The sequence below is a fragment of the Sinorhizobium sp. Y406 genome (genome assembly GCF_058732025.1).
Genome location: NZ_CM178975.1, coordinates 1395120 through 1413820 on the forward strand (window position 1 = coordinate 1395120; position 18701 = coordinate 1413820).

Annotated in this window: 19 protein-coding genes; 17 read left to right on the forward strand and 2 right to left on the reverse strand. The window is 63.0% G+C overall.

Features of this window, described 5'->3' with window-relative positions:
* Positions 1-86 precede the first annotated feature (86 nt).
* From ehuR to AC4P1R_RS23480, 11 genes are all read left to right on the forward strand, one after another.
* Positions 87-1472: a MocR-like ectoine utilization transcription factor EhuR gene (ehuR, locus tag AC4P1R_RS23430; protein WP_069457598.1), complete on the forward strand. Its 1386-nt coding sequence runs from the start codon at positions 87-89 to the stop codon at positions 1470-1472.
* 116 nt (positions 1473-1588) lie between these two features.
* Complete coding sequence (gene ehuA, locus AC4P1R_RS23435) at positions 1589-2374, forward strand: ectoine/hydroxyectoine ABC transporter ATP-binding protein EhuA (protein ID WP_069457597.1); 786 nt, start codon at positions 1589-1591, stop codon at positions 2372-2374.
* 64 nt (positions 2375-2438) lie between these two features.
* Positions 2439-3290: an ectoine/hydroxyectoine ABC transporter substrate-binding protein EhuB gene (gene ehuB, locus AC4P1R_RS23440; protein WP_492178011.1), complete on the forward strand. Its 852-nt coding sequence runs from the start codon at positions 2439-2441 to the stop codon at positions 3288-3290.
* A gap of 106 nt (positions 3291-3396) precedes the next feature.
* Positions 3397-4056, forward strand: a complete 660-nt coding sequence (gene ehuC, locus AC4P1R_RS23445) for an ectoine/hydroxyectoine ABC transporter permease subunit EhuC (protein ID WP_492178012.1) — start codon at positions 3397-3399, stop codon at positions 4054-4056.
* Positions 4057-4058: 2 nt separating this feature from the next.
* Complete coding sequence (gene ehuD, locus AC4P1R_RS23450) at positions 4059-4721, forward strand: ectoine/hydroxyectoine ABC transporter permease subunit EhuD (RefSeq protein WP_069457594.1); 663 nt, start codon at positions 4059-4061, stop codon at positions 4719-4721.
* Positions 4721-5506, forward strand: a complete 786-nt coding sequence (gene eutA, locus AC4P1R_RS23455; protein WP_492178013.1) for an ectoine utilization protein EutA — start codon at positions 4721-4723, stop codon at positions 5504-5506. The genes ehuD and eutA overlap by 1 nt, the downstream gene beginning before the upstream one ends.
* On the forward strand, positions 5503-6507 hold the full coding sequence (gene eutB / locus AC4P1R_RS23460; RefSeq protein ID WP_492178014.1) for a hydroxyectoine utilization dehydratase EutB: 1005 nt from the start codon (positions 5503-5505) through the stop codon (positions 6505-6507). The genes eutA and eutB overlap by 4 nt, the downstream gene beginning before the upstream one ends.
* Entirely contained in the window at positions 6504-7493 is a 990-nt protein-coding gene (gene eutC / locus AC4P1R_RS23465; RefSeq protein ID WP_069457592.1) for an ectoine utilization protein EutC, read from the forward strand. Before eutB ends, eutC begins: the two co-directional genes overlap by 4 nt.
* Positions 7494-7525: 32 nt before the next feature.
* Positions 7526-8707, forward strand: a complete 1182-nt coding sequence (gene doeA / locus AC4P1R_RS23470) for an ectoine hydrolase DoeA (protein ID WP_492178015.1) — start codon at positions 7526-7528, stop codon at positions 8705-8707.
* Positions 8708-8710: 3 nt separating this feature from the next.
* Positions 8711-9724 (forward strand): N(2)-acetyl-L-2,4-diaminobutanoate deacetylase DoeB, encoded by a 1014-nt coding sequence (doeB, locus tag AC4P1R_RS23475; protein WP_492178016.1) that lies wholly within the window; start codon positions 8711-8713, stop codon positions 9722-9724.
* A gap of 209 nt (positions 9725-9933) precedes the next feature.
* Complete coding sequence (locus AC4P1R_RS23480; RefSeq protein ID WP_069457589.1) at positions 9934-10200, forward strand: hypothetical protein; 267 nt, start codon at positions 9934-9936, stop codon at positions 10198-10200.
* Between the two features lie 21 nt (positions 10201-10221).
* Here AC4P1R_RS23480 and AC4P1R_RS23485 read toward each other — a convergent pair whose 3' ends face one another.
* Entirely contained in the window at positions 10222-10929 is a 708-nt protein-coding gene (locus tag AC4P1R_RS23485; RefSeq protein ID WP_492178017.1) for a LysM peptidoglycan-binding domain-containing protein, read from the reverse strand.
* Between the two features lie 391 nt (positions 10930-11320).
* On the opposite strand from AC4P1R_RS23485, the gene AC4P1R_RS23490 reads away from it, so the two are divergent.
* The 3 genes from AC4P1R_RS23490 to AC4P1R_RS23500 all read left to right on the forward strand — a co-directional run bounded on the left by AC4P1R_RS23490 (position 11321) and on the right by AC4P1R_RS23500 (position 16018).
* Positions 11321-12136: an ion transporter gene (locus AC4P1R_RS23490; protein WP_069457587.1), complete on the forward strand. Its 816-nt coding sequence runs from the start codon at positions 11321-11323 to the stop codon at positions 12134-12136.
* Between the two features lie 142 nt (positions 12137-12278).
* Positions 12279-12890 (forward strand): hypothetical protein, encoded by a 612-nt coding sequence (locus AC4P1R_RS23495; RefSeq protein ID WP_342585785.1) that lies wholly within the window; start codon positions 12279-12281, stop codon positions 12888-12890.
* Positions 12891-13381: 491 nt separating this feature from the next.
* Positions 13382-16018, forward strand: a complete 2637-nt coding sequence (locus AC4P1R_RS23500; RefSeq protein WP_492178018.1) for an outer membrane protein assembly factor BamB family protein — start codon at positions 13382-13384, stop codon at positions 16016-16018.
* A gap of 163 nt (positions 16019-16181) precedes the next feature.
* On the opposite strand, the gene AC4P1R_RS23505 is transcribed toward AC4P1R_RS23500, so the two are convergent.
* Positions 16182-16532 carry a hypothetical protein gene (locus AC4P1R_RS23505; RefSeq protein WP_069457584.1) on the reverse strand — a complete coding sequence of 117 codons (351 nt, stop codon included), beginning with the start codon at positions 16530-16532 and terminating at the stop codon, positions 16182-16184.
* 766 nt (positions 16533-17298) lie between these two features.
* Between AC4P1R_RS23505 and AC4P1R_RS23510 the strand changes: the two genes are divergently transcribed.
* Genes AC4P1R_RS23510 through AC4P1R_RS23520 form a run of 3 tightly spaced genes read left to right on the forward strand, consistent with a single transcriptional unit; the run spans position 17299 to position 18685 of the window.
* Complete coding sequence (locus AC4P1R_RS23510; protein ID WP_069457583.1) at positions 17299-17664, forward strand: NADH-quinone oxidoreductase subunit A; 366 nt, start codon at positions 17299-17301, stop codon at positions 17662-17664.
* The gene (locus AC4P1R_RS23515; RefSeq protein WP_069457582.1) at positions 17652-18155 is read left to right on the forward strand and encodes a NuoB/complex I 20 kDa subunit family protein; all 504 of its coding nucleotides are present in this window, start codon (positions 17652-17654) and stop codon (positions 18153-18155) included. Before AC4P1R_RS23510 ends, AC4P1R_RS23515 begins: the two co-directional genes overlap by 13 nt.
* Positions 18152-18685 (forward strand): NADH-quinone oxidoreductase subunit C, encoded by a 534-nt coding sequence (locus AC4P1R_RS23520; RefSeq protein ID WP_069457581.1) that lies wholly within the window; start codon positions 18152-18154, stop codon positions 18683-18685. The genes AC4P1R_RS23515 and AC4P1R_RS23520 overlap by 4 nt, the downstream gene beginning before the upstream one ends.
* Positions 18686-18701 lie beyond the last annotated feature (16 nt).

The window sequence follows — 18701 nt, forward strand, 5'->3', positions numbered from 1 at the left end:
TGATTGTTCAAGTGACAAGTCGAGAAAAGAGATTGGAGTCTCACTTTTGCATTGTCAATTGAGATGAATTTTATCAGTGTCAAATCATGACAAGTTGGACCCCCGACATCACGCTCCTCAGCCGTCCGGCCTATCTCTCTCTGGCCGACCAATTCTCCCGCGCCATTCAGGAGGGCAAACTTCAGACCGGGGCGCGCCTGCCTACGCATCGAAAGCTCGCGGAGGAGCTGCAGCTCTCGGTACAAACGGTAAGCCGCGCCTATGAGGAGCTTATCCGCCGGGGTCTCGTCACGGGCGAGGTCGGCCGCGGCAGCTTCGTTCAGACGAGCCCGCGCGAGCCGGACCCTCCCTATCTGCCGGAGCGCCTCGGCGAATTGATCGATCTTTCGATCCTCAAGCCTGTCTGCGAGCAGCTTCATCTTGAAAAGCTGCGTCAGGCCTTTGCCTGGCTCGCGGAGAACCTTCCCGCCAGTTCGGCACTGTCCTTCCGGCCGAACATGGTGTTCCCGCGTCACCGCAATGTCGCCGCCGAGTGGCTGTCACGCTGTGGGCTCGCCGTGTCACCGCTCAATGTCAATCTTACCAACGGTGCGACCTCGGCGATGACCGTGGCGCTGATGAGCGTCGCCCCGCCGGGTTCGACGGTTGCGACGGAAGCCGTCAGCCATCACACGCTCGTGCCGCTTTCCAGCTATCTCGGCATTCACCTACAGGGCCTGGCGATCGACGACGACGGCATGATTCCGGATGCATTGGACGAGGCCTGCCGCAAAGGCGTCGTGCGTGCCGTGTTCCTGCAGCCGTCGGTGATCAATCCGACCGCGACCCTGATGAGTGCCGAACGGCGGGGCGCGCTCGCAGAGGTGGCGCGACGGCACGACGTTGCGATAATCGAAAACGACATCCTGGGCCCCCTGGTGGAAGGCCGGTTGCCGCCGGTGGCGGCCCTCGCGCCGGAGCGAACCCTTTATGTCACCAGCTTCACCAAGATTACGGTGCCGGGTTTGAGGATCGGTTATCTCGTGGCGCCGGACCGCTACGTCGCGGCCGTCGCCAACCGGCATCTCGTGTCGAGCTGGATGGCCACGCCCTCGATTGCGGAGATCGCAACGCGCTGGGTGAGCGACGGCACGGCACTCGAGCTCGTGAATTGGCAGCGCCGCGCACTCGCCGCGCGCCAGCGGATTGCCGCGCAGGCGCTTGCCGGGCTTGCCTATCGCAGCCACCCCCAAAGCCTCCATGCCTGGTTGCCGCTGCCCGAGGGGCATCAGGAAGATGCCTTCGTCTCACAGGCGCGGCTGCGCGGGGTGGCGATCGCCCCGGGCGCTTCTTTCCGCACGGCCGATAGCGGTTGGCGCCCGGCGGTGCGGATATCGCTCGGTTCGACGACGGAAGAGGAGCTCAAGACGGGGCTCGGTACCGTCGCCTCCCTGGCACTGGGCGATCCGGAGGCGCTATTGCTGGCGATCTGAGTGGGATCGCGAGATTTTTGGCTCTGCCAGCGCAATTGTCATGATATTATTATTGGGATTGACATGATTTCGGATGCGTCCCATCGTTAGCGCGTGAATGCCTCGGAGGGACACGCATGACCGAGCCGATCATCCGCATAGACAACATCGTCAAGAGATACGGTCCTCTGACCGTTCTCGACGGCCTGTCGATGGAGGTGATGCCGGGGGAGAAGCTTGCGCTGATTGGCCCGTCGGGCTCGGGCAAGACGACAATCCTTCGCATCTTGATGACCCTGGAGACGATCAGCGAGGGCTTCATCCAGATCGATGGCGAGCAGCTCTACCACATGAAAAAGGCGGGAAGCCTCGTTCCGGCCGACGAGCGGCATCTGCACAGGATGCGCGAGAAGATCGGCATGGTCTTCCAGCACTTCAACCTGTTCCCCCACAAATGCGTGCTCGACAACATTACCCTGGCGCCGATGCTGACCAAGGGCATGGACCGGGCGGCCGCCGAAAAGCGGGGGATGGAGCTTCTCGACATGGTCGGCCTCGCCGATAAGGCGAAAAGCATGCCGGCGCAGCTTTCCGGCGGCCAGAAACAGCGCGTGGCGATTGCCCGGGCGCTGGCGCTCTCCCCGAAGATCATGCTGTTCGACGAGGTGACCTCGGCGCTTGATCCCGAACTTGTCGAGGAAGTGCTGAGCGTCATGCGCAAGCTTGCCGCCGAGACGGACATGACCATGCTGCTCGTCACGCACGAAATGGGCTTTGCCCATGATTTCGCCGACCGGGTGCTGTTCTTCGACCGCGGCAAGATCGTCGAGGAGGGGAAGCCTGGGGACATCTTCCGGCACCCGAAACAGGAACGCACGCAGATCTTCCTGCGCAAGATCATAGCGGCAGGGCACCGCGTCTAAGCCTGAAGGCGCCGACATTGCCTCAGACAAAAACATCGAGAGAACAACAGAGGAGTTGGGAACCATGAAACTGAGAGACTTGATGGCAATGGCGGCAGGGGCCACCGCGCTGATGGCAGTGGCCGCGGATGCGCCGGCCGCAGCGGACGAAACCAAACTGGAGGAACTCAAGGAACAGGGATTTGCGCGCGTGGCGATCGCGAACGAACCGCCTTTCACGGCAGTCGGTGCCGACGGCAAGGTCTCCGGTGCAGCGCCCGACGTCGCCCGCGAAATCTTCAAGCGCCTCGGCGTTCCGGAAATCGTCGCTTCGATCTCCGAATACGGCGCGATGATCCCGGGACTCCAGGCCGGACGCCATGACGCGATCACCGCCGGTCTCTTCATGAAGCCGGAGCGTTGCGCGGCGGTTGCCTATTCCGAGCCGATCCTGTGCGATGCCGAGGCCTTTGCGCTCAAGAAGGGCAACCCGCTGGGACTGAAAAGCTACAAGGATATCGCCGACAACCCGGATGCGAAGATCGGCGCGCCGGGCGGCGGCACCGAAGAAAAACTGGCGCTCGAAGCCGGCGTGCCGCGCGATCGCGTCATCGTCGTGCCGGACGGTCAAAGTGGGATGAAAATGCTGCAGGACGGTCGCATCGACGTCTATTCGTTGCCGGTGCTGTCGATCAACGACCTCATCTCGAAGGCGAACGATCCTAATCTCGAAGTCGTAGCGCCCGTCGAGGGTGCCCCGGTTTATTGCGATGGCGCCGCCTTCAGGAAAGGCGACGAGGCCTTGCGCGACGCCTTCGACGTCGAGCTCGCCAAGATGAAGGAGTCGGGCGAGTTCGCCAAGATCATCGAGCCCTACGGCTTCTCGGCCAAGGCCGCGATGTCGACGTCTCGCGAAAAGCTCTGCTCCGCCCAGTAAGCCTGAGCGCCACCGCTTCCAATGCCTTTCCGCCGGTTTGCCGGCGGGAAGGCGGCAGCAGCCGGCCGCATGAACGAGCCGAATTCTCAGGGGAAACGACACGGGTATGATCGACTGGTCCGGCTATATCGGATTGATTCTGCAAGGCGCGTGGGTGACCGTCCAGCTCACCCTGATGGGCTCGGCGCTGGCCGTCGTCGCCGCCTTTGCGGCAGGCCTCGGGCGCGTCAGCCGTTTCGGGTCGGTACGCGCGCTAGCCACGGTCTATATCGAGTTCTTCCGCGGCACCTCGATTTTCGTTCAGCTCTTCTGGGCCTATTTCGTGCTGCCCTTCGTCGGCATCACGCTGACGCCGCTGCAGGCAGGCGTGCTCGCGCTGGGCTTGAATGTCGGCGCCTATGGTGCGGAAGTGGTGCGGGGCGCGGTGAAGGCGATCGGCCGCGAGCAACGGGAAGCCTGCGTCGCGCTCAATCTCACGCGCTATCAAGCGATGCGCCACATCATCCTGCCGCAGGCATTGCCGCTGATGCTGCCGACCTTCGGCAACAACGCCATCGAGCTCTTGAAGGGGACCGCCGTCGTCTCGCTGATCTCTCTTACCGATATGACGTTTCAGGCCCAGGTGGTCCGGGCGCAAACGGGCAGCACGCTGATCCCGTTCGCCACGATCCTGGTGCTTTACTTCATCATGGCCTGGCTGATCTCGCTCGGCATGCGCTGGCTGGAGCGGCGCGTGACCCGTGGCCTCGATGGCGTGAGGGTTTGACCATGGAATGGGACTGGGAATTCGTTCGCCAGATCATGCCGACCCTCATCGAGGGACTGAAGATCACCATCCTCGCCACCATTCTCGGCGCCGGCGTCGCCGCGGCGATCGGCCTCGTCTTCGCCATCCTGCGCATGGTGGCGCCGGCGCCGATCGCGCGGGCGACGAGTTTTGCGGTGGAGTTTATCCGCGGCACGCCCTTGCTCGTGCAACTCTACTTCATCTTCTACGTGCTGCCGGATGTCGGCATCCGTCTGCCTGCCCTCGTCGCCGGCGTCATCGGCCTCGGCATCCACTACGGCACCTATGCCGCCGAAGTTTATCGCGCCGGCATCGAGAATGTTCCGCGCGGGCAATGGGAGGCCGCCAAGGCGACAAACCTCACGGCGCGCCAGACCTGGATTCATGTGATCCTGCCGCAGGCGATCCCGCCGATGATCCCGGCGCTCGCCAACTATCTGATCGCCATGTTCAAGGAGACGCCGCTGCTTTCGGCAATCACGGTGCTCGAACTCATGAACCAGGCAAAGAGCATCGCCAACAGCAACTACCGCTACATCGAACCGATGACGCTGGTCGGCGTGTTCTTCCTGATCATGAGCCTGATTTCGGTCGTCTTCCTGCGTTGGCTGGAAGAGCGCTACGCCCGGGTGGACGAACGCTGATGCAAAGAAACAACGCCCTCTCCATGACAGCGCGCGCGCCGCGCCTCGACGACCGGCCTTTCGGAAAGCGCATTGGGCTCGTCGTCCTTGCCACGGATCACACGACGGAGATGGACTTCACGCGTCTGGTGGCCTCGGAGCGGATCGGCGTCTACGTCGCGCGCATCGCCTATGCCAATCCGGTGACGCCGGAAAACCTCAGGGCAATGCAGCCGTCGCTTGCGGCGGCGGCCGCATTGATCCTGCCGAACGAGCCGCTCGACGCCGTCGTCTATTCCTGCACCTCGGCCTCCGTGGTCATCGGGGACAAGGAGATCGCCGCGGCTATCCACGCGGCCAAGCCGGAAGCGACCGTGGTGACGCCGACGGCGGCGGCGGTCAATGGTTTGCGGGCCCTGGGCGCCAGGCGGATTTCGGTGCTCGCGCCCTATACGATCGAGACCAGCCGGCCGATGGCGGATTATTTCGCTGATCTGGATTTCGAGATCGACAGGTTCACCTGCCTGGGACTTACCGACGACCGGGAAATGGCGCGGATCGCCCCCGAGGAGATCGTGGCCTTCGCGAGGGAAGCGGCGGCGGCGGAATCGGACGCACTCTTTATCTCCTGCACGGCAGTGCGCGCGGCGGGCGTCCTTGCCGAAATCGAGGCGGCGATCGGCAAGCCGGTTGTCAGCAGCAATTACGCCACGGCCTGGGCCTGTCTCCGGCTTTGCGGTGACGAGGAGACGCGGCCGGAACGCGGCCGATTGATGGCGCTGCCGCTCAAAGGGGAATGGCCATGAGCGGTTCTCTCCCGGTGACGATCGAGGATATCGAAACGGCGGCACACCGAATCTCCGGCCGTGTGCTGACGACGCCGCTCGTCCCGTCGGCATCGCTCGGCAAGCTCTGCGGCGTCACCGTCGGGTTGAAGCTGGAGCACCACCAGACGACCGGCAGCTTCAAGCTGCGCGGTGCGACCAATGCGGTGCTTTCGCTGCCCGCCGACGAGAGGGCCCGTGGCGTGGTCGCCGCCTCGACCGGCAATCACGGCCGCGCGCTCGCCCATGCGGCCAAGGCGGAGGGCTCGGTCGCGACGATCTGCATGTCGCGCCTCGTGCCGGAGAACAAGGTTTCCGAGATCCGTCGCCTCGGTGCCGATGTGCGGATTGTCGGCAAGTCACAGGACGAGGCGCAGGAGGAGGTCGAGCGGCTCGTTGCGGACAAGGGGCTCGTCATGGTGCCGCCCTTCGATCACCCGGCGGTGGTCGCAGGACAGGGGACGCTCGGGCTCGAGATCGTCGAACAGATGCCTGACGTTGCCATGGTGCTCGTGCCGGTCTCGGGTGGCGGTCTTGCCGCCGGGGTGGCTGCCGCAATCAAGGCGCGCAAGCCCGCAACGCGGGTGATCGGACTGACGATGGAGCGTGGTGCGGCGATGAAGGCGAGTTTCGACGCCGGCAAGCCCGTGCCCGTCGAGGAATATCCAAGCCTGGCGGATTCGCTTGGCGGCGGCATCGGACTCGACAATCACGTGACCTTCCGCATGTGCCGCGAGCTCATCGACGACGTCGTTCTTCTGACGGAAGCGGAAATCGCCGCAGGCATGCGCCACGCCTATGCCGAGGAGCGCGAGGTGGTGGAAGGCGCGGGCGCCGTCGGCATTGCGGCGCTCATCGCCGGCAAGATCAAGAACATCGACGGACCGATCGCGGTCATTCTCTCCGGCCATAATGTCGACATGGGCCTGCATCTGCGGGTGATGAACGGCGAAATGGATCCGTTTCGCGAGGAGACGGCATGACAGGGATGAAAATTCTGACCGAGCGGGAACTGCGCCGTATCGTTCCGCTCGACCGCGAGGCGGTCGCCTGCGTCGAGGAGGCATTCCATGCGCTCGCCACGAAAGCCGTGGCGATGCCGCCGATCCTCAGGCTCGATATTCCGGAGCACCGCGGCGAGGTCGACGTGAAGACCGCCTACGTGCCCGGCCTCGACGGCTTCGCGATCAAGATCAGCCCGGGCTTCTTCGACAATCCGAAGATCGGCCTGCCGAGCACCAACGGCATGATGGTGCTTCTGTCGAGCCGGACGGGTCTCGTGCAGGCGCTTCTGCTCGATAATGGTTATCTCACCGATGTGCGCACCGCAGCGGCCGGTGCGGTCGCGGCGAAGCATCTATCGCGGGAAGACGCTTGCGTGGCGGCGATCTTCGGCGCCGGCGTGCAGGCGAGGCTGCAGCTCGAAGCGCTGACGCTCGTGCGCCCCATCCGCGAGGCGCGCCTGTGGGCCCGCGATGCGGCAAAGGCCGAAGCGACGGCGCAAGCACTCTCCGAGAAGCTGGGTTTCCCGGCCAAGGCCGTCATCGACCCAAAGGCGGCCGTCACAGGTGCCGACATCATCGTGACCACTACACCGGCCGAGGCGCCGATCCTAAAGGCCGAGTGGCTGCAGCCGGGCCAGCACGTCACCGCCATGGGATCCGACGCCGAACACAAGAACGAGCTCGACCCGCAGGCGATCCTTCGCGGCACCTACGTCGCCGACAGTTTGAAACAGACGCGCCGGCTCGGCGAGCTGCATCACGCGATAGCCGCTGGGCTCGTGACACAGGACGCCGAGTTCGCGGAGATCGGCGAGGTGATTGCGGGTGTGAAAGCCGGACGAACCACCGCCGAAGAGATCACTATTGCCGACCTGACGGGCACCGGCATCCAGGACACGGCCATCGCCACGCTCGCTGTCGGGCAGGCGAACGCCGCAGACGCGGGAACCACATTCGAGAATTGAGACCGGCACCGCCGGAAAACGAGGGAAGAGACATGACCCAACCCAACCTCAAATTCTCCCTTGGGGAATATGAAGCCCGGCTCGGGAAGACCCGCCAGGCCATGGAGGCAAAGGGCGTGGACCTGCTGATCGTCAGCGATCCGTCCAACATGGCTTGGCTCACCGGCTATGATGGTTGGTCGTTCTACGTGCATCAGGCGGTGATCGTGCCGCCATCGGGCGAGCCGATCTGGTTCGGCCGCGGCCAGGATGCCAACGGCGCCAAGCTCACCGCCTATCTCGGCCATGAGAACATCGTCGGCTATCCCGATCACTACGTACAGTCGACGGAGCGCCACCCGATGGACTACCTGTCGAGCATTCTCACGGACCGCGGCTGGGGGGCGCTGCGGATCGGCGTCGAGATGGACAACTACTGGTTCTCCGCGGCCGCCTTCGCGTCGCTCACGAAACACCTGCCGAACGCCCGCTTCATCGACGCCACGGCGCTCGTCAACTGGCAGCGCGCGGTCAAGAGCGAGATGGAAATCAAGTACATGCGCAATGCCGCGCGAATCGTCGAGGCGATGCATCAGCGCATCTTCGACAAGATCGAGGTCGGCATGCGCAAATGTGATCTGGTCGCCGAGATCTACGATGCCGGAACGCGCGGGGTCGACGGCATAGGCGGTGACTATCCGGCCATCGTGCCGCTCCTGCCTTCAGGCGTGGAGGCATCCGCGCCGCACTTGACCTGGGACGACCGGCCGCTGAAGAGGGGCGAGGGCACCTTCTTCGAGATTGCCGGCTGTTACAACCGATATCACGTCCCGCTGTCGCGAACGGTTTTCCTCGGCAGGCCGACGCCTGCCTTCCTCGACGCCGAGAAGGCGACGCTCGAGGGCATGGAGGCAGGTCTTGCGGTGGCAAAGCCCGGCAACACCTGCGAGGACATCGCCAAGGCTTTCTTCGCGGTCTTGAAGAAATACGGGATCGTCAAGGACAATCGCACCGGTTATCCGATCGGCCTTTCCTATCCGCCCGATTGGGGCGAGCGCACCATGAGCCTGCGGCCGGGCGACAGGACGGAACTGAAGCCCGGAATGACCTTCCACTTCATGACGGGACTTTGGCTCGAGGACATGGGATTCGAGACGACGGAAAGCATTCTGATAACCGAGACCGGCGTCGAATGTCTTGCATCGGTGTCGCGCAAACTGATGGTCAAGAACTGAGACATGAGAGAGCAGCCTATGCGGCCATCGCCGATCAGCGCCACGGTCGATTTCGAAACCGACGGCATCCAGCACGGCTTTCTGCGCCTCCCCTATAGCCGCGACGATTCGGCCTGGGGTTCGGTGATGATACCGATCACCGTCGTCAAGAACGGGCGGGGCCCGACCGCCCTCTTGACCGGCGGCAATCACGGTGACGAATACGAGGGCCCCATCGCACTGTTCGAGCTGGCGCGAAGCCTCGATCCGGCTGAAGTTCAGGGCAGGGTGATCATCGTGCCGGCTATGAATTATCCGGCGTTCCTGGCGGGAACCCGCACCTCGCCGATCGACAAGGGCAATTTGAACCGCAGCTTTCCCGGCCGGCCGGATGGCACCGTGACGGAGAAAATTGCCGATTATTTTCAGCGGGTTCTGCTGCCACTCGCCGACGTCGTTCTCGACTTCCATTCCGGAGGCAGGAGTCTCGACTTCCTGCCGTTTTGCGCGGCCCATATTCTTGCCGACAAGGCGCAGGAGGAGAGAGCCTTCGACTTCGTCAAGGCCTTTGCCGCGCCCTATTCGATGAGAATGCTGGAGATCGACTCCGTCGGGATGTTCGACACGGCGGCGGAGGAGATGGGCAAGATCTTCATCACGACGGAGATCGGCGGCGGCGGCTCGGCGACCGCCGGAAGCGTGGCGATCGCCCGACGCGGAGCCATGAACGTCCTGCGGAATGCGGGCATCGTCGAGGGAGAGCCCGAGATATTGCCGACGGTGTGGCTGGACATGCCGGATGCTCGCTGCTTTGCCTTCGCAGAGGATGTGGGTCTCGTCGAGTTCATGGCAGACCTCGGCGAACCCGTGGAGTCCGGAGCCGTGGTCGCGCGCATTCACCCGACCGGGCGCACCGGTGCAAAACCGCTCGAAATACGCGCCGGGATGGACGGCATTCTCATCGCGCGACATCACCCGGGGCTGATCAAACCCGGCGATTGCTGCGCGGTGCTTGCGGTCAGGATCGAGGAGCAGTAGGCGTCTGCAGCCGGCCGGCTTCGAATCCGGCTCCGGTATTGACTCCGGCACCAGAGCCGACCGAGTGATATGGTCTGTGGATTCGGAACATTCCGGATCTCCGGTGATTGGGGTATGATCAAGGGGGGGCCGTCCGATCGAATGCAATCAGGCGCAGGAAGAGGCGCCTTCCGTATGCCTCGGGCATACTCAAGACTCGAGCGAATCTTATGCTGCGAGAAAGCTTCATCCTTTCCCTGCTGTTAGCGGCTGCATCGCCGGGCGGCACCGGCGCGACAACCGTCGGCGATGTTTGCGCCGACGCCGTCGACAGTGCATTGTCGCAGACCAATGGACAGCTTCTCTCCGTTCGTTTGCACGAGGATCAGTGTCGTTTGACGGTTCTCATTCGACAACCTGGGGAGCGTCCAACAAGGAAAGTCATCGAAATCCAGATCAGAGAGCTGGAGCCTGTCGAAGCACGCCCGCCGCGCTGAATTGCCCGGCGAGATTGCCGCCTACTGACGTGCGCCAACGCTGAACGGCTCGGACACCACACGGACTCGGCCGTTCGCCGTCTCGACGGCAAAAGCAATCTCCTGTCCCTTTTGCGCCTGTTCCGGAACAGGAACCATGACCTGCAGCGTTCCAGCTCGGCTGGTCTGCGCGTGTGATATAGTTCGGAAAGGCGCCCCGTTGCCGACGCGAACCCCGATCAATACCTCTACCCCACCCGGAAGTCCGCTCGCATTCAGGGTCACTTCTTCACCCGGGCGGGCGCTCCTCGTCGTCACCGTCACGTCAGCGCCCCGGCTCTCTTTCGTGGAAACACCAGGCAGTCCGAGCCGCTCGCCGAATTCCAGAATATCCCGGTTGAGGTCCGGCTGATCGGAAAGATAATCCGAGACGGACCTGCCTGCGGCTTCCGCCGCCTGATTCACCCGCTCGCCGGCGTCCCGCACCGCATCTCGTGCGCGACCCAGCCAATCTCCGTCGACGTCTGCAGGCATCTTCAACTGAAGCCCTGCGTGGATTTCGCTGCGGTCGAGTGAAGGATTAGCGGAAAGGATCGCTTCAGCGGTCGTGTTACACCGGGTAGCCAGCTGCTCCAGCGTCTCACCTTGCGCCACCGCCTCGGTATTCCCGCACCCCTGAGCAAGGGCAAAAGACATGGGAGTGCAAAGCGTGACAGCCAATACAAACATCGTCGCTTCGAGATGACGCATCCGTCGCCTCCGTTTTAGTGGTTCTCATCGAATTAATAGAGCTTGTGTCCTCTGGTTCCTGAATCACGCCGTTGTGACTGGCCCATCGAGGGCCGGGCCCATGAGAACCGCGACGGTGCCGTGTCGCTGTCGGGCCATAGTCGGAACCAATCCGGCGAGCTCGGGTTTGGACGCCGAGTCCCTCGCCGGGCAATCGCCTCCAACCCGCAAGTCCCCCGGCGTCGCTTTGGCGGTGGAGGTCGTCAAACAGAAGGGAAGCGTAAGGGACTGTTTACGGCTGCGAGCATCTGGATCGAAGCGGCCGTGTGCTTCGTGCTCGAAACAGGCGGCTCCTGAAGTGTGGTGCCTCACGACATCTCCAGCTCTGCTACGCACTGAAGGAGAGCAAAAAATGCCATTACAGCCGGAACTGCTGCAGGATCAGGCTCCCGATCAAAAGGAGCGCTGGAAAACCCTTCGCCAGCTGGAAGAGTCGCTCGAGACGCCGATGCGGGTCCTGTCTTTCATCTGGCTGGCGCTTGTGCTCGTCGAGCTTGGGTGGGCCACGTCGGGTGTGTTCCAACTGCTCGGCACCCTTATCTGGATCATATTCGTCCTGGAGTTCATTCTGCGCTTCTGGCTCGCGCCGCGTAAATGGCCATTCCTGCGGCGCAATCCCGTGACGGTGATCGCGCTGATCGCGCCGGCGTTTCGATTCCTCAATGCGCTTCGCTTCCTGCGTCTCGCCCGCGGCCTGCGTTTGGTCCGCATAGTCGGCACCGCCAACCGGGGGTTGATGGCATTGCGCAAGAGCTTCGACCGCAGGGGACTGGGCTATGTGCTCCTCGCGACAGCGGTCGTCGTTCTGCTCGGTGCCGGCGGAATGCTCGCTTTCGAGCCGTCAAGAGAGGTGGAGGGCGGCTTCAACGGCTATGGGGACGCGCTCTGGTGGACCGCGATGCTGGTCACGACAATGGGATCGGGCTTCTGGCCGGAAACACCCGAAGGAAGAGTGCTGGCGCTGCTCCTCTCGATGTACGGCCTGGCCATGTTCGGCTACATCACCGCCAGCTTTGCCACGTTCTTCGTCGGCCAGGAAGCGCAGGCGAGGGACGGAGAGATCGCCGGTTCCGTCGAGATCGACAAGCTTCGGCGGGAAATTGCGCGCCTGCGAAGGGAGCTGAGGGCACAGGGTACGGTGAATGAGGAAAGCGGCGCCAACGACTGAGCAGCACCGAGATCCGCCGGCCACACGCCTCCCAGCTGGGTCGCCGGGAACCAATGGGACTCAGCACGGGTTAACTACCCAGTTCAAACGAATTCTACGGAAGAGCGGCGCTTCCTGCTGAAGCTGGTGGAGGTATTTCCAGATGAGGCACAGGCAACTCGGAGAATCTGCCGCGGTAACATTGCTCACGTTCATGTTCGCGACATCGGCCCTGTCCGAAGATCCCGACGCCGATCGCTGTCGCGTTGCTCCCGGCACAGACGAAAGGACCCTCTCCGAAAAGCTGGACGACTGCAATGGCGTGCTGAAGCCGCCTAAGGTCGGCGATACCGAACTCGTTGAACCAGCGCCCGATGTCGGGAAAACACGTGTGATCCGCCCGGGAGAACTTCCCGCGCAGCAAAGCGGCCCGAATGCAGGAAAAACGACCGCGGGAGAGGATTGGAACGGCTCCTATGACGTCCGAGAACTCGTCGACGCGATCGGCCGCTCAAAAGCCACCGCCCGGACGCTGTCGTCCCTTACCGCTCCGCAAGTACGGGTGCTCGACGTCTCGCATATGTTCAGCGGGGCGAAGGCAGCGGCCCTCAATACCTCGTTGGCCGAACACGCGCAGGCGCTGGATGCATTGCGGGAGACGATCGCCAATAGCGATCCACTGTCGCAAGCCTTGAACAGCAAGGGACTGTCGGCCACGAATGTCGTTGCGGCGAAGGTCGAGCAGTCAGGAGCGGTCACGATTTTTGCAAGGTGACCACAAGCCGACCTGGGCAGTTGGCATGCTGGTCGCTTCTGCATGTCCGCAGACCAGCCGGGGGAACACCGAGGAACGGAGGGCTGCCCATTTCGTCAGCCCTCCGTTGGACCGACTATGCCATGGGTATGGCAGAGCAGAGCGCAGGGAAGCAGGCCCTCCCCACTTGAGCTGATCGGAGACGGCTATTGCGTCGCTCCCTTGGGCAGCGTGCACGTGGCGAGATCCGTAACAGGCGGCTGATTGCCGGACCTTCGACCGTCGTGGATGGAACGAGTTGAGTTTTTTCTGGTTACTGAAGGGAATGCTCCGATGGTCCCGAGGAAGGATGCCCTTTTGCGTTGCGACCCTGACCGGGTGAAGCCCTGTCCCGGCTGACTATCGGAGACTCCGGCGAGGTCGCGTCGGACCAGCGGCCATGGGCTGAAAGCTTGCAGTCCTACTCGCGCCCGAGGAGGGCCCGTTCGAAGTTCGATATAGGGAGCGTCAGCATGTACAGGCTCGTGGTTTCTGTCCTCGTCCTCCTGATAGGCATGGTGCTCGCCGCCGGCGGTGTCTGGCTGGCAGCTTGGGGCGGGTCATGGTTCTACATTCTTCTCGGCGCAATGATCGCGGTGTCGGGTGCGCTGCTGACGATGCGCAATGCCATTGGCCTCGGGCTTTACGGGCTCGCTGTTCTGGTGACGCTTGCATGGAGCCTGTGGGAAGTCGGGTTCGACTGGTGGGCGCTCGCTCCGCGCGGTGGCTTGCTGCTTGTCATCGCCGTCCTGCTGCTGCTTCCGCCGATGGTTCATGCGATGCACCGGCCCGGCGAGGCTCGCGCCGGCTACGGGGCTAACAGCCTAGTCCTCGCAGCCGCGGTCGTGATTGCCGCCGCCGTCGGCGTCTACTCCATGTTCCGCGATCCACACGACCTTGCGGGCGCCTTCACCGAAGCCCGGATGGCGGTGGAACCGAGAGAGCAGGCCGTCCCCGCGGGCGAATGGACGGCATATGGCCGCACTCCGCTGGGGCAGCGCTATTCGCCCCTTGCCGAGATCACACCCGAAAACGTGTCACGGCTCAAGGTCGCCTGGACCTATCACACGGGCGAGGTGCGCGACGAGAATGATCCCGTCGAGACCACCTATGAAGTCACACCATTGATGGTGGACGATACCGTTTACATCTGCACGCCGTTCAGCACGGTCATCGCTCTCGATCCGGTTACCGGCGAGGAAAAGTGGCGTTTCGATCCGAAGCTGAAGCAGCCCCCGACCGCGACCACCCAGCATATGACCTGCCGCGGCCTTTCCTATCATGAGGCCTCGCCCGAAGATCTTCCGGCACAACCCTCCGGGCCCTCTTCGCCGCAGGCGGCCGCAGAGCCGCCGATGGGCGCCGGGTCCGCACGTGCAGCAGGGGTGCAGGCTGGTCCGGCCGAGGTCTCGAAGCAAGCCGAGTCGACCATTGCTGGCTCATCCGAAGCGGGCGGGCTCGTCGACGAAAGTGCTGCCGAAGTAACCACAGAGGCTGCTCCCGTGCCGCAAAACATTGTCACTGGGGCAGTGCGAGCGGATGCACCGACCCCCGTCGTCGAGCGCGAGAAACCTCCTGCGGAACCCGTGACCCTAAGCGAAGCGTGCATGAAGCGGCTCTTCGTCTCCACGTCCGATGGCAGGCTGATCTCGATCAGCGCGGAAACGGGCGACATCTGCCCCGGATTCGGTGGAGAGGACGGCACTGTCAATCTATGGGCGAACATGCCCAACATTACCCCCGGTTCGGTTTATTCGACGTCGCCGCCGGTCATCACCAAGGACAACCTCGTCGTGGTCGGCGGTGCGGTCAACGACAATGTCGCGACCACGTCGCCTTCCGGAGTCATCCGCGCTTATGACGCCTTTACCGGCACGTTGGTCTGGAATTTCGACAGCAAGAATCCCGGCGCCACCGAACCGATCCAGGACGGGCAAACCTACAGTCAGAACGCGCCGAACTCCTGGAGCGTGGCAAGCTACGATCCTGAGCTCGGGCTCATCTACCTGCCGATGGGCAACGAGTCGCCGGATCAGTTCGGCGGGAACCGGGGCGCGAACACCGAGCGGTATTCCGCCTCTATTCTGGCCCTGCATGCGGATACCGGCCAGGTCGCATGGGTTTTCCAGACGGTGCACCACGACCTGTGGGACTACGATGTCCCAGCCCAGCCGAGTCTCGTCGACTTGACAATAGGCGGTAAGGCGGTGCCGGCGCTGGTAGCGCCGACGAAACAGGGTGAGGTTTTCGTGATCAATCGCGAAACCGGCGAGCCGGTGTTGCCGGTCCGCGAGGAGCCGGTGCCGCAAGGTGCGGTGGAAGGGGATCGCACTGCCGCCACGCAGCCGCGCTCCGCTGTGTCCTTCCGGCCCGAGCCGCTGGCGGAGTCGGACATGTGGGGCGCAACGCCGATCGATCAGCTCTATTGCCGCATCCGCTTCCGCCAGCTCCGTTACGAGGGCGCGTTCACACCGCCTTCCCTGGGGGGGAGCATCGTCTATCCTGGCAACTTCGGCACTTTCAATTGGGGCGCTGTGGCGGTCGATCCGGATCGCGACGTGATGTTTGCGATGCCCGTCTATCTTGCCTTTACCGTCAAGATGATCCCGCGCGATAGTACGGGACGCGTCGTCACCAAGGAGGGCCAGCCCGTCTTCAATGAAAACTTCGGCGCGCCCTATGCGGCGAGAATGGGCCCGTTTTACTCGCCCCTGAACCTGCCATGTCAGCAGCCGCCATGGGGTTATGTGGTCGGCGTCGATCTGACAACCGGCGAGACGGTTTACAGGCACGTCAACGGCACGGTGCGTGATCTCGCCGGACCGATTCCCCTGCCCTTCGAAATGGGTGTGCCAGGCATTGGCGGTCCGATTGTGACGGCGGGCGGCGTGGCATTCCTGAGCGGGACGCTGGACAACTATGTTCGCGGCTACGACCTGCAAAACGGAAAGGAGATCTGGCGCGCGCGCCTGCCCGCTGGTGGTCAGGCGACACCATCCACCTACCGGGGCGCAGACGGACGACAGTATCTCGTGGTCGTCGCCGGAGGACACGGATCGACCGGCACCAAGGCAGGCGACTCGATCATCGCTTATGCATTGCCGCGCTAGAGTAACGCATCGCCTCGAAGACCGGCCGCGATTTTCGGAAAGCTCGATGCGGAGATTCAAAAAGTTGCAGCGACCTTAGCGCGTCTGAAAGACACGCGGCGCTGCAGGCGCTTGCCTTCTCGCGGCCTGTTCGAGTCGCGCCTCGGCCGGGGGCGATTTTCCTTCAATGAATGGTCCGGGAATACTCCTGAGGACAAAACTCCTCGAAATCCTCCAGGACGCGTACAAGCTCGAACGAGTAGAGGGAAAGACCGAACAACTGTCCTGTCACGTACAGCGTAAATGCGGATTGCTTGAATTGCAGAACTTGCCTGCCCGCGGGTCGCGCCGTCTCTCGTGGGGTGACCGAAAACGCCATCAGATGCTCCTCGGAGCCGAAATTCGGCCGTGAGGAGTAGTCTGGCGAATTTTGGACCGGATTGCCGGGTACCATTCTCCAGCCCTCCGACGCGCTCTCGGAAAACACCTCCAATGGGACCAGATTGATTTCGATGCGGTTGAGTTCCTGTATCATGGCGGCAATCCTCAGAAGGAACGTGGGGGAACGAAGAGACAGATGGTGCGGCCCTCGGGCTCGCCTCCCACCGTGCAGTGGTGAAACTGCCCGTCCGGACTGTTCTTTATGCGCGTGTCTCGCGGCGTAATGAGCTCTCCGGTAAGCTTGATGACATAACCGCGGGGTCCTTCGAGAACGGCTTGGCTCCCGACTTCGCGGCAGTCCATCCCGCTGCAACATGAAAACGGATAGGTCCATCCATTCGGCTGTACCGCTGTCGGCGCCGCGTCATGCGCTGCTGCGGGCGCAGCGAAAACGAGTGCAAAAAGAGTAGCCTTTGGTCTGCCCATGACCCGCACCTCGATGGTGAAAAGGGCCGCTTCGGCTTCGAAGCTTCCGTTCGATCGAGTTCCCGAGACGCTGCAACAAGCATCTCCGCATCCCCGGCGAATTCCGCACCTGATTTGGAAACGGCTCCCACGGGGAGATTATGCTCACGATAGCAGCCGGCCTCCCGGCCTGACTATTGAGCAGGAGGAACGATCGGGTACCAACGAGCAGGGGATGACCTATACGGAGGTTCAGGTGTGCCATCACAGCAGGCTGCTGCTTGCACGCGAGAAACGGGCTTGGTCGATTGGATTTGCAATGCCCCGCACGACGGAATAGAGTCCTAGCCAGAGAAAGGATTGCCCAGCCGCCTCCCGAGGCGATGGCATTTCGGCCCCGAATGGGAGCGATCGCGGCCTGAGCAAAGCCCCTCGCGGATTGCGGGGCGAGTGCTATGACGGCAATGGAATTCCTGCCTGTTCTTTTTATGGTCGCCGGAATCGTTCTGGTGGCGGCAGGGACGCTTTTCGTCTCTTCGCTACTGCGGCCGTCCAATCCCTATCCCGAGAAGAACATGCCCTATGAGTGCGGCATGGACCCGGCGGGCGAGGCTGCCGGGGGGCGCTTCCGGGTGCCATTCTTCATCGTGGCGATCCTGCTGGTGGTCTTCGATGTCGAGGCGATGTTCCTCTTTCCCTGGGCTGTCGTGCTCAAGGACATCGGCATCGTCGGCTATGTCGAGATGTTCGTCTTCATAGCGCTGCTTCTTGTGGGCTTTGCCTATGCCTGGCTGAAGGGAGCGTTGGAATGGGAGGAGTAGGCAACGCGATCCGCGACAGCGTGCTGTTCACCACGGCCGACAGCGTCATCAGCTGGAGCCGGCGGTCGGCGCTGTGGCCGGAGACCTTCGGCATCGCCTGCTGCGCCATCGAGATGATCTCCGCCGGCTGTGCGCGCTACGACCTCGACCGGTTCGGCGTGGTGTTCCGCCCGTCGCCGCGGCAATCGGACGTGATGATCATCGCCGGGACCGTGACCCGGAAATTCGCGCCGGTGGTACGGCGGCTCTACGATCAGATGCCGGAGCCGCGCTGGGTGATCGCAATGGGCACCTGTGCGATTTCCGGAGGGGTCTACAACACCTATGCGGTGGTGCAGGGATCGGAAACCTTCGTGCCCGTCGACGTGCATGTGCCGGGTTGTCCGCCGCGCCCCGAGGCGCTGATGCACGGCTTCCTCATGCTGCAGGAGAAGATCAAGAGAACCCGCGCCTTGGCAGGGACGCCTCTCGATCGGGTTGTGGCGTCATGAGCGGCGATCCCCTCGACCGCGCCCTGATCATGAAGCGCTTCGAGGGAGCAATCGAGGATCTCGGCACCGCACACGGCATTTACGCCTTTGCCGTTCCACCGGAGACGATCGTCGAAGTCTGCCGCTTCCTGAAAGACGATCCCGCGCTTCGGTTCAATTTTCTTTCGGATATTTGCGGGGTCGATCACCATCCCGAAACGCCTCGTTTCGAGGCGGTGTATCATCTCTATTCGCTGCCGAACAAATGGCGGGTCCGCATCAAGTGCCGGCTCGGCGATCCGCCCGAGATTTCCTCGGTCACCGGCGTCTGGCGCACCGCCAATTGGCACGAGCGCGAGGCCTGGGACATGTATGGCATTCGCTTCACGGGACATCCGGACCTGCGCCGGATCTACATGTGGGAAGGCTTCGAGGGCTTTCCGCAGCGCAAGGATTTCCCGTTGCGGGGCTACAAGGACAAGCTGAACCCCTTTGGTGCCGAAGGCCCGCCCCCGACGCAGCCCGATCTCGCCACCAAGGAAATTCCATGAGGGAGGCCGCTTTCGG